General features: G+C 66.8%; 14 protein-coding genes. 8 read left to right on the top strand and 6 right to left on the bottom strand.

Annotated elements, in window-relative coordinates:
• The first annotated feature begins 79 nt into the window (after positions 1-79).
• Entirely contained in the window at positions 80-793 is a 714-nt protein-coding gene (locus tag OK17_RS13785) for an NUDIX hydrolase (RefSeq protein WP_461417774.1), read from the top strand.
• 71 nt (positions 794-864) lie between these two features.
• Positions 865-2,118: an APC family permease gene (locus OK17_RS13780; protein WP_461417773.1), complete on the top strand. Its 1,254-nt coding sequence runs from the start codon at positions 865-867 to the stop codon at positions 2,116-2,118.
• Between the two features lie 20 nt (positions 2,119-2,138).
• On the opposite strand, the gene OK17_RS13775 is transcribed toward OK17_RS13780, so the two are convergent.
• Both OK17_RS13775 and OK17_RS13770 read right to left on the bottom strand, forming a co-directional pair.
• Positions 2,139-2,792 carry a M23 family metallopeptidase gene (locus tag OK17_RS13775; protein WP_005195087.1) on the bottom strand — a complete coding sequence of 218 codons (654 nt, stop codon included), beginning with the start codon at positions 2,790-2,792 and terminating at the stop codon, positions 2,139-2,141.
• 321 nt (positions 2,793-3,113) lie between these two features.
• Positions 3,114-3,908, bottom strand: coding sequence for an SDR family NAD(P)-dependent oxidoreductase (locus OK17_RS13770; protein ID WP_461417772.1), 795 nt, complete (start codon positions 3,906-3,908; stop codon positions 3,114-3,116).
• A 165-nt stretch (positions 3,909-4,073) separates the two neighbouring features.
• Here OK17_RS13770 and OK17_RS13765 point away from each other — a divergent pair, with 165 nt between their 5' ends.
• Positions 4,074-4,577, top strand: coding sequence for a nuclear transport factor 2 family protein (locus OK17_RS13765; RefSeq protein ID WP_461417771.1), 504 nt, complete (start codon positions 4,074-4,076; stop codon positions 4,575-4,577).
• 2 nt (positions 4,578-4,579) lie between these two features.
• Here the strand turns inward: OK17_RS13765 and OK17_RS13760 are convergent, their stop codons facing one another.
• Positions 4,580-5,062, bottom strand: coding sequence for an SRPBCC family protein (locus OK17_RS13760; protein ID WP_461417770.1), 483 nt, complete (start codon positions 5,060-5,062; stop codon positions 4,580-4,582).
• A gap of 33 nt (positions 5,063-5,095) precedes the next feature.
• A complete protein-coding gene (locus OK17_RS13755; protein ID WP_174718271.1) occupies positions 5,096-5,719 on the bottom strand; it encodes a TetR/AcrR family transcriptional regulator in 624 nt (207 codons plus the stop codon).
• A gap of 78 nt (positions 5,720-5,797) precedes the next feature.
• Here OK17_RS13755 and OK17_RS13750 point away from each other — a divergent pair, with 78 nt between their 5' ends.
• On the top strand, positions 5,798-6,085 hold the full coding sequence (locus tag OK17_RS13750) for a hypothetical protein (RefSeq protein ID WP_119032258.1): 288 nt from the start codon (positions 5,798-5,800) through the stop codon (positions 6,083-6,085).
• Between the two features lie 3 nt (positions 6,086-6,088).
• Here the strand turns inward: OK17_RS13750 and OK17_RS13745 are convergent, their stop codons facing one another.
• Positions 6,089-6,694, bottom strand: a complete 606-nt coding sequence (locus tag OK17_RS13745) for a TetR/AcrR family transcriptional regulator (RefSeq protein ID WP_461417769.1) — start codon at positions 6,692-6,694, stop codon at positions 6,089-6,091.
• Between the two features lie 417 nt (positions 6,695-7,111).
• Here OK17_RS13745 and OK17_RS13740 point away from each other — a divergent pair, with 417 nt between their 5' ends.
• The 3 genes from OK17_RS13740 to OK17_RS13730 are packed head-to-tail and all read left to right on the top strand — an operon-like array spanning position 7,112 to position 11,865.
• Positions 7,112-8,347, top strand: a complete 1,236-nt coding sequence (locus tag OK17_RS13740; RefSeq protein ID WP_461417768.1) for an ABC transporter substrate-binding protein — start codon at positions 7,112-7,114, stop codon at positions 8,345-8,347.
• 51 nt (positions 8,348-8,398) lie between these two features.
• A complete protein-coding gene (locus tag OK17_RS13735) occupies positions 8,399-11,146 on the top strand; it encodes an ABC transporter permease subunit (RefSeq protein WP_461417767.1) in 2,748 nt (915 codons plus the stop codon).
• The gene (locus OK17_RS13730) at positions 11,143-11,865 is read left to right on the top strand and encodes an ABC transporter ATP-binding protein (protein ID WP_461417766.1); all 723 of its coding nucleotides are present in this window, start codon (positions 11,143-11,145) and stop codon (positions 11,863-11,865) included. Before OK17_RS13735 ends, OK17_RS13730 begins: the two co-directional genes overlap by 4 nt.
• Before the next feature lie 70 nt (positions 11,866-11,935).
• Here OK17_RS13730 and OK17_RS13725 read toward each other — a convergent pair whose 3' ends face one another.
• A complete protein-coding gene (locus OK17_RS13725) occupies positions 11,936-12,502 on the bottom strand; it encodes a TetR/AcrR family transcriptional regulator (protein WP_461417765.1) in 567 nt (188 codons plus the stop codon).
• A 70-nt stretch (positions 12,503-12,572) separates the two neighbouring features.
• Here OK17_RS13725 and OK17_RS13720 point away from each other — a divergent pair, with 70 nt between their 5' ends.
• Entirely contained in the window at positions 12,573-14,015 is a 1,443-nt protein-coding gene (locus tag OK17_RS13720; RefSeq protein ID WP_461417764.1) for a carotenoid oxygenase family protein, read from the top strand.
• Positions 14,016-14,127: the final 112 nt, after the last annotated feature.

Raw genomic sequence — 14,127 nt, 5'->3', positions numbered from 1 at the left:
CTCGGCATCCGATCGAGACGGCGACTTTGCGCGAATCTGAGAATAGGCCTTTGCGCAGACATTCGCATAGCCTTTTGCTGTGACCACTCGTTCGACGCCGCTCAGCGACTACCCACGGCCGAACGTGGCCGTCGACATCGCGGTTCTCACCGTTTCCGACGGCACGCTGAATGTGGTGATCCAGCGCGACGAGCAGGGGAGAGCCGCGTTGCCGGGGCGGTTCGTCCGCGAGCGACACACTGTCGAGGAGACGGTGCGCGAGGTGCTCGAACTGAAACTGGGGCTCTCGCCCGATCACGTCCATCCGCATCTGCTGGCGGTCTTCAGTGATCCTGACCGGGATCCTCGCGGGTGGACGATCTCGGTCGCGCATGCGGTGGCCCTGCCGGCCGTCGAATTGTCCGACGTCACGGGCGAACTCGCACCCGTTACACCAACCGGTCAGCTGGCATCAGGGGAGCGGGTCCTTTACGACCACGCCGAGATCATTGCAGCGGCCACCGACAAACTCCGCGAACGCTACGAAGACCAGCCCGACCCGGACAACCTTCTGCGACCTCCGTACACGCTGTCGGAGCTGCGGGAACTGCATGAAGCAATCCTCGGGCGACGGCTGATGCGGGACTCGTTCAACCGGCGCGCGCAGCCACTGCTCGCACCGCTTCTCGACGCCGAGGGCAAACCCGCAACGCGCATCGGCGGCGGACGCCCCGCACGGCTGTACGCGAAAGATGCGCCACCGACCGCGACCTTCGGGTGGCGGTTACCGAGCCCCAGGCCCGACACTCAGTAGCGCCACGCGGACATCACCGGACGACGCCCCTGGATCCGCAGCGTCGTGCGACCACCGAACGAAGGAACTCGATGACGGACTCCCCGGCCCCGCTGCGTCGCGCACTCGGTCTCCACGACGCGGTGCTGGTCGGGCTCGGTGCGATGCTCGGCGCCGGAATCTTTGTCGCCCTCGCGCCGGCGGCTGCGGCTGCCGGGTCGTGGCTCCTCGTCGGCCTCGCGATCGCCGGTGTCGTCGCCTATTGCAACGCAACATCTTCCGCGCGGCTGGCGGCCCTCTATCCGGTGTCGGGCGGCACCTACGTGTACGGCCGGGAGCGCCTCGGCGAGTTCTGGGGCTACCTCGCCGGGTGGGCGTTCGTCATCGGCAAGACCGCGTCGTGCGCGGCAATGGCGCTGACGGTCGGGGTGTACGTGTGGCCGGATCACGCCCACACCGTCGCGGTTGCCGCCGTGGTCGCATTGACCGCGGTGAACTACGCGGGAGTGCAGAAAGCGGCGTGGCTGACTCGGATCATCGTCGCGTTCGTCCTGGCGGTGCTGGCCGCGGTCGCGGTGTCCGCGTTCACGTCCGACGTTGCCAGTCCCGACCGTTTGACGCTGAGCTCGGACGCGAGTGTTCTCGGCGTCCTGCAGGCGGCGGGTCTGCTGTTCTTCGCCTTCGCGGGGTACGCGCGGATCGCGACGCTGGGAGAGGAGGTCCGCGACCCCGCCCGCACCATTCCCCGTGCGATTGGCATCTCCCTAGGTCTGACTCTCGTGGTCTACGCGCTGGTCGCGACCGCGGCCCTCAGCGTTCTCGGATCCGACGAACTCGGCGACGCCGCAGCACCATTGACTGCGGTCGCGCAATCGGCGGGCGGCGACTGGCTGGTCCCGGTCGTCCGCGTCGGTGCTGCGGTCGCAGCGATCGGTTCCCTGCTCGCGCTCATCCTCGGAGTCTCGAGGACCGTGCTCGCGATGTCCCGCGATGGGCATCTGCCACGGGCGCTGGCCGCCGTCCATGCACGGACACAGGTCCCGCATCGCGCCGAGTTGATGGTCGGGGCGGTGGTGGCGGTGGTCGCAGCGACCTCGGATGTCCGTGCGGCCATCGGCTTCTCGTCGTTCGGTGTGCTGCTGTACTACGCCGTCGCCAATGCGTCGGCGCTGACCCTGACCCGTGAGGAGAACCGTCCGGCGCGTGCGATCCCCGTGGTGGGTGTCATCGGGTGCGTGGTGGTGGCGTTCACGTTGCCGCTCACCTCGGTGCTCGCCGGGATGGTCGTCCTAGCAGTCGGAGCCGGCGTGTACGCGATTCGCTGTACACGCCGGCTCCGACGTTAGGACTCAGGAAGAAGCGTCAGTCACGGGTGGACGCCGCGCTGGTTCAGCCACACCTGGGGGTTGATCTTCTTGCCGTTGGCATCCCAGACCTCGTAGTGCAGGTGGGGGCCGGTGGACTGGCCGCGGTTACCGACGGTGGCGATCTTCTGACCGGCGGTCACATGCTGCCCGGGACGGACGAAGCTCTGGTCGACGTGGCCGAAGACACCGGTGGTGCCGTCGTCCTGCTTGACGCGGACCCACTGGCCGAAGCCCGAGGCCGGTCCGGACTCGAGGACGACGCCGTCGGTGACGGCATAGATGGGGGTGCCGATCTTGTTGGCGATATCGACTCCGTTGTGGTTGGTACCCCAACGCGGGCCGAACCCGGAAGTCACGGTGCCGCTGACCGGCTTGACGGCCTTCCGCATGCCGGGGGCGCCGGGGGTGAACACCGACGGCGGCAGGATGTCACGAGCGAACTTGTCGACCTCGGGCGGCAGGACCAGGCCGGCCGGCATCTTCACATTTTCCGGCAGCGCGATGTGCGGGGCGGGCGGCGCGGGCTGGGCCGATGCCTGCGCCGCGGTGCCGATCGTCAGGCCGGCGGTGCCTGCGAAGGCCGCGAGTGCGACCGCTCGCACTGCCTTCCGGGTGCGGGTCTGGGGTGAGCGATGAGCGTTCAGGAAATTCAAGGGCACAGCATTTCTGTTTCGGTAACGATTAGGTCTCGGAACGGACACAGCGAGGCTAACCACGCAGACCTGAGCGAATCCTTAGAAAACGGCCCGATCGTGGCCGGGCTCACTCACAATGGCTGAATTACGAGCTCAGCGTGGGTCCGGTCACACCTGGTTCGTCGCACAGCAGACACGTGGCGCTGTCTGTCACAGGACACGTGAGGGCCAGCGGGTCCGTCAAACGTGGGACACCGATCCCGAACAGTCGGCGCCCCGCCATCAGTACATTGGCCGGTGCCGTGGGCGCCACGTCTTCGTGCGCCAAGCGCACGAGCGTCACATGCGAGCTTGGCGACGCCTACCGAGTTTCTGCATCGCACCGATGAGTCCGAGGCCGACGCTGGGCGCGAGATCTCCGGCCCGACTGATCACCCCTCGCCACCGCGGCAGTACCCGGAAGATCTGACGGCTGTTCATGAGTTCCATGCCGGCCTGGACGACCGCCGCCTCGTCGAGTGGTCGGGGGCCGGCGAAGAGCATCGCGGCGCCCGGGTCGTTCGCGTGCGAGGTCACCATCTGCGTGTTCACAACGTCCGGGCACAGCGCGCGAACCCGGATGGGCAGGCCTGCGTGCCGCACATCGCCTTCGAGTGACGTCGTGTAGGACAACACCGCCGCTTTGGTGGCGGCGTACAGCGCCAACCCCGGCACGGGCGCGAGCGCCGAGAGGGACGCGACGTTGAGGATGACTCCACCGCCGGTGTGGCGCATCTGGGCGACCGCGGCGGCCGATCCCGCCATGACACCACGCACATTCACGTCGAGGATGGTCGCGATCTCGTCGTCGGAGTGCTCCCACGCCGCTCCCGCGTAGAGCACACCGGCATTGTTCACCCACACGCTCAAACGCCCGAGGGCGGCGGCTTCCTCCGCTATCCGACGATGCGACGAGATGTCCCGCACGTCCTGCTGCAGGCCGACTGCGCCACCGCCGATCTCGGCCGCGGCGCGTTGGGCCGCCTCGCCGTCGACGTCGGTGAGAATCACCAAGTGTCCCTCCTGCGCGAGACGACGGGCGAAAGCAAGGCCGATACCGCGACCGGCGCCGGTGACAACCGCTGTACTGGGCATGCCCGGACTCTACTGTGCTCAGCTCGGGCCCAATCGCGTCGTATCTCCCTGGGCCCGGTTCCGCCGGGGGCAGACCCCGGACCTGGTGCCCGACTCCCGTTGCTACCGCCGATGTTGTTGCGGATGCTCGCCGTAGCCCGAACGCTGAGCCTCTAAGGTGAACGCATGGACGCCGACGCCACTCGTCGTCTCGATGAACTAGCGCACATCGAGGCCATCAAGCAGCTCAAGCACCGCTACTGGCGTGCTTGTGATGCGAAGGACGTCAACGGTTTCCGCAGCTGTTTCATCGCTCAGGGTGCGCGCATCGATTACGGTCGGCTCGGCGTCTTCGACGACGTCGAGCCGATGGCGAAGATCTTCGAGCAGGTGGCTCGGCACAAGGTGGGCGGGGAGTACGCCATCTTCGACATGCACCACGGTCTCCACCCCGACATCACGCTGACTTCGGAGACCACAGCCGCCGGCCGGTGGACCCTGAAGTTCCGTCAGGTGAACCTGATCGACCGCACCGAAACCGTGATGACAGGGGAGTACGACGACGAGTACGTCGTCGAGGGCGGCGAATGGAAGATGTCGGCCAGCAAGCTCACCGAACGGTGGTCACTGCGACGCCCTCTCGGCCCCGACGCCACGGTGCACGCCGGAACCTTCCACGAGTCGGACTAGCGTCACGCCGGCTGCCGGACCATCGCCGCGAGCCGCTCGAGTGTCTCCGTCATGCCGTGCCGCAGATCGGTTTTCCGGTCCTTGAGTCCGTAGAGCGTGCCGATGAGGAACCAGCCGAACGAGCTCAACGGCTTGGTCACCTCGTAGGACTCGGTGACCATAGTGCCGGTGGCATCGGGATCGAATCGATAGCTCCAGCGCAGGGTCCCGCCGATCCACTCGGTGCGCTCGAAGGTGAACTCGCGTCCTCGGTCGGCGACGGTGATGACGGGTTTGTTGAACCAGTCCGGTCCACGCCCGGCCGAGTTCCGCGCTCGGAACCGCGCGCCGACGGCGGGACCGGTGGCGCCGTCCAACCACTTCACATCCGCTATCTCCGAGGATAATTCGGGCGTTCGCGTGACGTCGGAGACGATGTCGTACAGCTCTTCGGGGCTCGCGTCGATGTGGCGCGACACCGAGTCGCTGGTCAGATCCTGACGCATGATGGTTCCTTCCTTCCGTGCCCCGAGGCTTGCTCAGGGCGAATAGTGGCGCACCCACATCTGCAGGGCGTCGTCGAGTAGTCTTGTGTAAGCTCCGGATTCGTAGGTCGCGCCCGGTTCGTTGGACATCTGCTGCGAACCGATCCCCGAGACGACCGAGGTGAGGAGTCGCAGGGCATCCTCCGAGTCGGCGCCGGGGCCGAGTTCACCGCCCGCGACTGCAGTCGCCAGATCCTTCCGAGCCTGGTCCACGATCGCCCGCGCCGGAGCAAACGCCGCCTCGCTCGGCTCGAAGCCGGGCACCGGACGCCAGAACAGCAGGGCCGCCAGCCCGGGCTCCGTCACCGACCACCGGATGATCGCCCGTGACTGTTCGAGCAATCGGTCCAACCCGGGTTCACGGTCCGCGCGTGCAGCGTCGACGAACGTGCTGAGTTCGAGGTTTCCGACCTCGAACAGCCTGTCGTACAGGGCATTCAACGACGGGAAGTACTTGTAGAGCGACGGCGGCCGCATCTGCATCCGCCGGGCGATCTCCGAGATGGAGACCGCGCCGGCTCCTTGCTCGGCGATGATGTCGCGAGCATGACGGATCGCCTCGTCGATCGTCGTCTGCCGACGCTCCGACTGCCGCGTGGAGCTATATCCTGTAGCCACAGCTATAGGGTATAGCTGTCTAGGCGTCGAAACAACGGCTCGGAACGAAAAGGTGCAGATCGTGGCACCGTGGAACCCATGACCGATCCCGAACACACCCCCGACGGCCATCACGTCGTGATCAACGGTCGTAAGTGGCGTGCGACGGATCCGCTCATTCCCGACGACCGTCGGTCCGAACTGCAGTCGATCCTGATGGCGTGGCGCCGCGACGTGAAACGTACGAAGGGCGCACCCGAGTCACGCGCCGGCGTTCAGGCCGCGAAGGTCGCGCTAGGGGAGCGCGGAACACCGTGGTGGGAGCAGTCCGACGACGAGCGTCGTGCGCGGTGGGAGGCCGACGTCCCGCGGCCGGAACACAGCTGAGACTTACCGAGGAACGATCGATTCGGCCGCATATCGTCCGGCGCGCTCGAATGTCTCGGTGATGTCGAGATCCGGGTCGATCCGCCAGTAGCGCATGGTCGACAAGTAGATCGCCGCCACCATCTGGGCGAGGAACTCCACGGGGTGATCCGTCCGCAGATCGCCCTGCTCCAAGCCCGGCTCGAGCAGCCGTTGCACCTGCGCGGTGAACAGGTGGCTGCGTTCCCCCAGACCCTCCGACGCCGTCGCCAGACGCTCGATCTCACCGGTGACGACGCGCATGTAATCGGGATCGGCCACCGAGGACTGCGCGAAGTCGATGAACACGCCCACCACCCGGTCATGGGTGCTGACCGGCCGGCGCAACATCGCATCGACCACCCGCCCGAACACACTCATCAGTTCGGCGTACAGCGCGCCGACAAGGTCGTCCTTGCTGGGGAAATAGTTGAAGAAGGTCGCCCGGGACACCTCGGCGCGTTCGGCGATTTCCTCGATCGTGGCGTCGGCTCCGCGGATGCCCAACAACTCGCGTGCCGCGGTCACCAGCCGGTCACGGGTCTGCTGCTTGTTCTTCTCTCGACGGCTGACAGGCGCGGCGTCGGTCATAGAGGGCCTCCGTCCGTCGCTGGGTCGAGTTGCAGTATGCCGCTCGTGAGGACCAATTCTTGCATTCGCCCACCAATTTCTGGATGGTCGTCTAACTTTTGCCTCTAAGTCCAATGTGACATACAACACGCTACCTGCGAGGTGTTCGTCGCACGACCCGAGAGGTGGTGAGCGCCGTGCGGGTGAGGCGGCCCAGCGGGGTGGGTCATCGAGGGACGTCGCGTCGGAGCACGGCGGAAGGTGCCGCCGCGGCTCGACGCTGCTCTAGCACGTCGCTCCTCTGATTCGGTTGCGCTGCAACCGAATAGAGGTACCACTCAGATTCAGAGAACTACGCATAACCGACATCTGTCGGGGTTACAGTCGCCTCGACGCCGGGCACCTCGTTCCTGGCATCTCCTATCGAAGGGATCGCAGTTGAAATCACCAGTTGCACTCAAACGCGTCGCACGTACGACCGCCGTCCTCGGCTGCGCGAGCGTCCTGACTCTCGGCGCCCTCACGGCCTGCGCCGACGACAGTTCCGACAGTTCGAGCGCCGGGGAGACCAGCTCGCTGCCCAGCAACGCCGCGACCGGCGACCCGATCAAGCTCGGGCTGATCGTGCCCGAGGGTGGCGCGGTGACGACGCCGATGGTGCGTGAGGGCAGCGAAGCGGCCGTCGACTACCTCAACAACAACGGCGGCGGCATCGGCGGCCACAAGATCGACCTCGTCGTGTGCAAGCAGCAGGAAGAACCCGCTTCGGCGACCAAGTGCGCCAACCAGATGGTCGAGGAGAAGGTCTCGGCCGTCGTGTCGCCGCTGGGTGCGCAGGGCGCGGTCATGCTGCCGATCATCGCCGGCGCGGGCATCCCCTTCGTCGCGCAGGCCCCGGTCTCGCAGGCCGAGATGGCCACCCCCGGATCGTTCATGCTCTCCGGCGGCATCGTCGCGGTGCTCGCCGGCCAGGCCGCCACCGCCGCCAAGGACGGCCTCAAGAAGGTCACCCTCATCATCGGCGACTCCGGCGACGCAGCAGCATCGGTCAAGGCCCTCGGCGAACCGATGTTCAAGCAGGCCAACGTCGAGCTGAACGTCGTCACCATCCCGGTGGGCGCCGCCGACCTGACCCCGCAGATCACCGCCGGCCTCGCCGACAATCCCGACGCGGTGACCGTCCTCGGCGACACCCGCCAGTGCATCTCGGTGCTCAAAACCCTGCAGACCGTCGCACCGGACGCCAAGAAGTACCTGATCGCCAGCTGCCTCGACAAGCCGGTCCTCGACGCCGTCGGCAACGAGGCCGTGTCCGGGTCCAAGGCGTTCACCACCGTCAACCTCAGCTCCGACGACCCGAGCGTCACCCTGTACCGCAGTGTCATGGCGCAGTACGCCCCCGACACCGATCCCGCCGGTCTGGCCTACATCGGCTACCAGGTCGTCGCTGCGCTCGGTGAGCTGAAGGGCCTGGAGGGCGCCGTCGACGCTCAGGCCTTCAAGAAGGCTCTGTCGGAGGCCAAGGATGTCCCGCTGCCCGCCGCGCCGGGTATCACGTTCACCTGCGATGGCAAGGCCTTCCCGCCGCTGACGTCCCTGTGCAGCAAGGCGATCCTGGTCAGCGACGTGACCTCGGACGCCAAGCTCGAGAACACCGTCGTCACCAACAACTGATTCCGACCAGATCGGGGCCACGTTCCGGCGTGGCCCCGATCGAGGAGTTCCATGACTGACCATCTCGCGTTCCTGGTTCTCGGCCTCGGCAACGGGGCCGTCTTCGCCGCACTCGGCCTCGCCCTGGTGATGACCTTTAAGAGCTCCGGCGTGGTGAACTTCGCCACCGGTGCCGTGGCCCTGTATGCCGCCTACACCTACGCTTTCCTGCGTCAAGGTGAACTCCTCAACCCCATACCCGGATTCCCGACGACCATCTCACTCGGATCGGATGTGGGAGTCGCTGTCGCCCTGCTGATTTCCGTCGTGATCGCGGCGATCCTCGGCGTCATCCTCTACCTGCTCGTCTTCCGGCCCATGCGGACGGCACCGGCGCTGGCCAAGGCGGTCGCGGCCATCGGGCTGATGCTGGTCATCCAGGCGCTCATCGCCCTGCGCGTGGGGGAGGACACCCCCAGCGTCGGCCCCATCTTCAAGGTCGAGACCTTCAAGATCGGCTCCAGCACGGTACCCACCGACCGGCTACTACTCGCCGTCGTCATCGTCGGGCTCGCCATCTGCGCCGGACTCGTGTTGCGCTACACCCGATTCGGCGTCGCTACAGAGGCGGCCGCCGAATCCGAGAAGGGTGCACTCGTCACCGGTCTCTCCCCGGACCGTATCGCCATCGCCAACTGGGCATTGTCCTCGGCGACCGCAGGCCTGGGCGGCGTACTCATCGCGCCGATCGTGCCCCTCAACCCGGTCGCCTACACGATGTTCATCGTGCCGGCACTGGCCGCGGCGTTGGTCGGCAACTTCACCGCGATCTCGGTGACGGTCGGCGCCGGACTCGTCATCGGCATGCTCCAATCCGAGGCCACCAAACTGCAGACGACGTGGGACTGGATGCCCGACGCCGGTGTGGCCGAGGCGGTTCCGCTGATCCTGATCATCGGATTCCTCCTCGTTCGCGGGCAACCGCTGCCCGGACGCGGCGCGGTCATCCGCCAGGACCTCGGCCGCTCACCTCGTCCCCAACATCTGCTGGTCCCCGGGATCACCGGCGTCGTCGTCGCCGTCATCGCCCTGCTCACCACGTCCGGCTCTCTCCGCCTCGCGGTGATCGCCACGATGATCTACGGGATCATTGCGCTCTCCCAGGTCGTGGTCACGGGCTACGCCGGGCAGGTGTCGCTGGCCCAATTGACCCTGGCGGGCGTGGGAGCGTATGCGCTGAGCAGGCTGACCGAGGACCTGAACCTGCCCTTCCCGATCGCACCTCTTCTCGCCGCCTGCGCCGCGACCGTCATCGGCGTCATCGTCGGTCTGCCTGCCCTCCGCGTGCGGGGCCTGCCGTTGATGGTGGCGACTCTCGCGCTCGCGGTCTTCTGCGAGGCATTCTGGTTCCGCAACCCGTCGCTGAACGGCGGTCTGCAAGGCGCACCGGTGGATGCACCGTCGATCTTCGGCATCGATCTCGGCATCGGGGCGGGCGAGGGCTATCCGCGTCTCGCTTTCGGCATCCTGTGCCTCGTCGTCCTGACGGTCGTCGCCTACGGTGTCGCGGCGCTGCGTCGTAGTGGGTTGGGCGCGTCGATGCTGGCGGTCCGGGCCAACGAACGGTCGGCGGCCGCAGCTGGAATCAACGTCGGCGTCACCAAACTCATCGCCTTCGCGATCGCCTCCTTCCTCGCCGGCCTCGGCGGCGCGCTGCTGGCCTATCAGCAAACCCTCGCCACCGCCGGGACATACGCCGTGTTCGCCGGCATCGGCCTCTTCGCGGTCACCTACGTCGCCGGCGTCACCTCCATCTCCGGTGCGATCCTGGCCGGCGTGATCGCACCCGGTGGCGTGATGTACTTCGCCGTCGACAAATACGCGTCCTTCGGCGACTACTACATGCTCGTCAGCGGTATCCTGCTGGTGCTCACCGTCGTCACCAGTCCCGACGGCCTGGTCGGTTACCTGCACACGTTGCCGTTCCCGGGCCGGCGCAGCGCACCGCCGGCCGAGCAACCTGCGGAGTCGTCCACGACACCCGTCGCCGACGCACCGACGCCGCCGAGTGGTTCGGTGGTCGTCTCCGTCCGTGATGTCACCGTTCGCTACGGCGCGGTCACCGCCGTCCGCGACGTCGGCTTCGACGTCCGCGCCGGGGAGATCGTCGGCCTGATCGGCCCCAACGGGGCGGGCAAGACCACCCTGATCGACGCGATCAGCGGCTTCGCTCCGGCCGAGGGATCCGTCGCACTCGAGGGATCGGCGATCGACGGACTGGCCCCGCATCGTCGCAGCCGTGCCGGCCTCGGCCGCACCTTCCAGGACATCGAGCTCTACGGCGAGCTGTCCGTCGCGGAGAACCTGGCGATCGCGGCACGACGCGCACCCGGTGACACATCGGACAACGTGCGCGACGTCCTGCGGATGCTCGAGATCGACCATCTGAGAGACGTTCCGGCCGCCGACCTGTCCCAGGGTCAGCGGCAGCTGGTCGCCGTCGCCCGGGTCCTGGCCGGCCAACCCAGGGTCGCGCTTCTCGACGAACCGGCGGCGGGACTCGACAGCACCGAGAGCCGATGGCTGGGCGATCGACTGAGAGCTGCACGCGCACATGGGGTCTCGATGGTTCTGGTCGACCACGACATGGACCTCGTCCTCAGCCTGTGTGACCGGGTGATCGTGCTCGACCTCGGCGAGGTGATCGCCGACGGCACACCCGACGAGATACGGACGTCACCGGCCGTTGTCGGGGCCTATCTGGGCACCCCGTCGTCGGCGAAGGCAGCCGAACCCGATGCAGTGAAGGAGATGTCGTGACGGTACTGGAATGCCACGGCCTCGACGCCGGATACAGCCGAGGGAACCCGTGTGTTCACGGCCTTGAGCTGTCCGTGGACGCGGGTGAGATCGTCGCCCTGCTGGGACCGAACGGTGCCGGGAAGACAACTCTGCTGACGACCCTGGCAGGATTGCTGCCGCGTCTCGGTGGTGAAGTCACGGTCGCCGGACAGTCGGTGCGTCCGGGCGACGCGCGTGCGGCGGTCCGTGCCGGACTTGTCCTCGTGCCCGACGACCGGGCGCTGTTCCGCCGCCTGACCACCCGACAGAATCTGCACCTGGCAACACGTCTGCGGGGACGGGCGCGTGCTGAGGCCGTCGACAACGTGCTCGGCCACTTCCCGTCGCTGACCAAACGCCTGACGGTCTCGGCCGGTGACCTCTCCGGCGGTGAGCAGCAGATGCTGGCCATCGCACGTGCACTCCTGCAGAACCCGAAGGTACTGCTGATCGACGAGCTCAGCATGGGGCTGGCACCCATCGTCGTCGAAACGATCCTGCCTGTCCTGCGTCAGGTCGCCGACGCCGACCGCACCGCCTTCGTCCTGGTTGAGCAGCACGTGCGGCTGGCCCTCGAGATCGCCGACCGCGCAGTCGTACTCGTCCACGGCGAAGTGGGGCTGGAAGATTCGGCCGCGGTGCTGTCGACCGACATCGAGCGGATCGAGGAGGCCTACCTTGGGACGGCACGCGCGTAGACGCCCACGCAAGCGCATAGCCGACCCGTCGACCAGCGCGACAGCGGACCTCAACGTAGGCGGTGTGGGCTCAGGCGGTCTCGGGCCGCGGCCGGTAGATGGCGTCGGTGATGCGGTTGGCGATGTCGGCGTGGGTGAGGAACCGGGCGGGGGACAGGAGCTCGGCGCACACAGCGCTGACCATGAACTCGACGGCGGCCTCGGGGCCGGGGGACAGGTACCGCGCGATCGGTGAGTCGGTGATGAAGGCGAGCGCACGGTCGGTGACGATGTCGATCAGCGTCGGATGTCCCTCGCGCCGGATCAACCAGGGTGTCAGCGACGCCGCGTCGTACCGGAGCGCGGCCTGCACCAGTTCGTTGCCGGCGTTGTAGTCGAGGACCTCGCGGACGAGCATGTAGATCGTGTCCCGCGGGTCGTCGGCAAACCGCAGGCGGCTCAACATGACCCACTCGAGCGCATCCAACTCGGAGGAGACGATGGCCGAGATCAGCTGATCGCGGGATGCATACCGGCGATAGATGGTGGCCCGGCTGATGCCGGCCTCCTTGGCGACCGCGGCCAGCGTGAGCGCACCGACACCGACACGACGCGCGACCGCGCGCGCCGCACTCGTGAGGTCTTCGCCGCTCGACATTCCGCCATCCTAGATCACCCTGGGTGAAACACCCTTGCGGAATTTGTCTCAGGCATGAGACGCTTTAGCCATGTCTGTATCAGACCTGACCCGGGCGCCTTCGCGTGAAACCGGTGGAGAATCCCCGTGGGATTCTCAGCACGAAGAGTTCGACTACGAGGTCGACGACATCGAGGGTCAGATCCCTTCGTCGCTGCGTGGTGTCCTCTTCCGCATCGGGCCCGGTCGCTTCGAGATCGGTGGACATCCGATGACCCACATCTTCGACGGCGACGGCATGGTGTCCCGTTTCGACATCTCGCCCGACCGCATCCACTACCGCAATCGTTATGTCCGCACGCGTAGCTTCAAGCGTGCCAACGAGACTCAGCTCCCGCCGAAAGGGTTCAACACCCAACGCGTCGGCGGGCCGCTGGCCAACGCGCTGAAGTTTCCCGAGAATCTCTCCAACACCAGCGTTCTCGTCCACGACGACGTGCTCTACACGCTGTGGGAAGGCGGACGACCGCACCGCCTCGACGCAGAGACGCTCGAGACGTACGGCAGCGAATCCTTCGACGGCGCGCTCAAGCGCATCGGTGCGTTCTCCGCACACCCCAAGGTCGACCCGAACACCGGTGACGTCTTCAACTTCGGACTCGACTTCTTCCCGCGGCCCATGATCCGCTGCTACCGACTCGACAAGTCTAAACGCCTGCACCACGTCGGCACGGTGCCGATCCCCAAGCTCGGTTTCGTGCACGACTTCGCGCTCACCGAACGTCACCTGGTCTTCGTGCTCGGACCGCTGGTCGTCAGCCGACCCATCCCGGTCGCGCTGGGTATGCGACCGTTCGGTGAGGCGCTCTCGTACAAACCGGAGTTGGGCACGACCATCGTCCTCGTACCGCGTGACGGTGGGAAAGCCACACGCATCGAGACGGATTCGCTGTTCCACTTCCATGTGGCGAACGCCTACGAAGCCGGACCCGAGACCGTCGTCGACATCGTCGCCCACGACGCGACCGGCGGATGGACGCAGTGGAACAACTACCTGTGCAACTTCCGTGACAAGGCCGGACCCGCATTCGGCGGAACCCTCACCAGGTTGCGGATCAACCGCAACACCGAAGCCGTTGTGCGTGATCCGCTCAACGAACTCGGATGCGAGTTCCCGCAGGTGGATCCGCGGCTCGTGACCACCGCACACCGCTACACGTACTTGGCGGAGGCCTCCGTACGCGGGGGCGACCCCGATTCGATCACGACCGTCGACACGACGACCGGAGCGCAGGATCGCTACACCACGCCGGGCAACACCGTGTGCGAGCCCCTGTTCGCCGAGGATCCCGAGAACCCGGGCGAGGGTCGCGGCTGGTTGCTCAGCCTCGAACACCGGCCGTCGGACAAGCGATCCCGTTTGATCGTGTTGAACGCCGAACGCCCGAGCGCGGGACCGGTCGCCACCGCGACGCTCCGGCATCACGTGCCGATGACCTTCCACGGGGCGTACAAGCCGGCCACGTCGGAATAGTCCGATGAGCGTGGGCTGCCACTCCTGATGTCTGAGATGCGAGGAGCGTAAGCGACGAGCCACGAAGACCTGGTGAGGTACGGTCGCCGGCCCTAATGGGGGTGGATCGGTG

The sequence above is a fragment of the Gordonia sp. GN26 genome, assembly GCF_054823965.1.
This window is presented reverse-complemented; position numbering and strand designations above follow the sequence as displayed.

Excerpts from the sequence above, each read along its gene's own strand:
- OK17_RS13745 (WP_461417769.1), bottom strand. The coding sequence starts at position 6,694 with ATGACCGACGCCGCGCCTGTCAGCCGTCGAGAGAAGAACAAGCAGCAG.
- OK17_RS13720 (WP_461417764.1), top strand. The coding sequence starts at position 12,573 with ATGTCTGTATCAGACCTGACCCGGGCGCCTTCGCGTGAAACCGGTGGA.
- OK17_RS13780 (WP_461417773.1), top strand. The coding sequence starts at position 865 with ATGACGGACTCCCCGGCCCCGCTGCGTCGCGCACTCGGTCTCCACGAC.
- OK17_RS13760 (WP_461417770.1), bottom strand. The coding sequence starts at position 5,062 with ATGCGTCAGGATCTGACCAGCGACTCGGTGTCGCGCCACATCGACGCG.
- OK17_RS13750 (WP_119032258.1), top strand. The coding sequence starts at position 5,798 with ATGACCGATCCCGAACACACCCCCGACGGCCATCACGTCGTGATCAAC.
- OK17_RS13770 (WP_461417772.1), bottom strand. The coding sequence starts at position 3,908 with ATGCCCAGTACAGCGGTTGTCACCGGCGCCGGTCGCGGTATCGGCCTT.
- OK17_RS13765 (WP_461417771.1), top strand. The coding sequence starts at position 4,074 with ATGGACGCCGACGCCACTCGTCGTCTCGATGAACTAGCGCACATCGAG.
- OK17_RS13725 (WP_461417765.1), bottom strand. The coding sequence starts at position 12,502 with ATGTCGAGCGGCGAAGACCTCACGAGTGCGGCGCGCGCGGTCGCGCGT.
- OK17_RS13735 (WP_461417767.1), top strand. The coding sequence starts at position 8,399 with ATGACTGACCATCTCGCGTTCCTGGTTCTCGGCCTCGGCAACGGGGCC.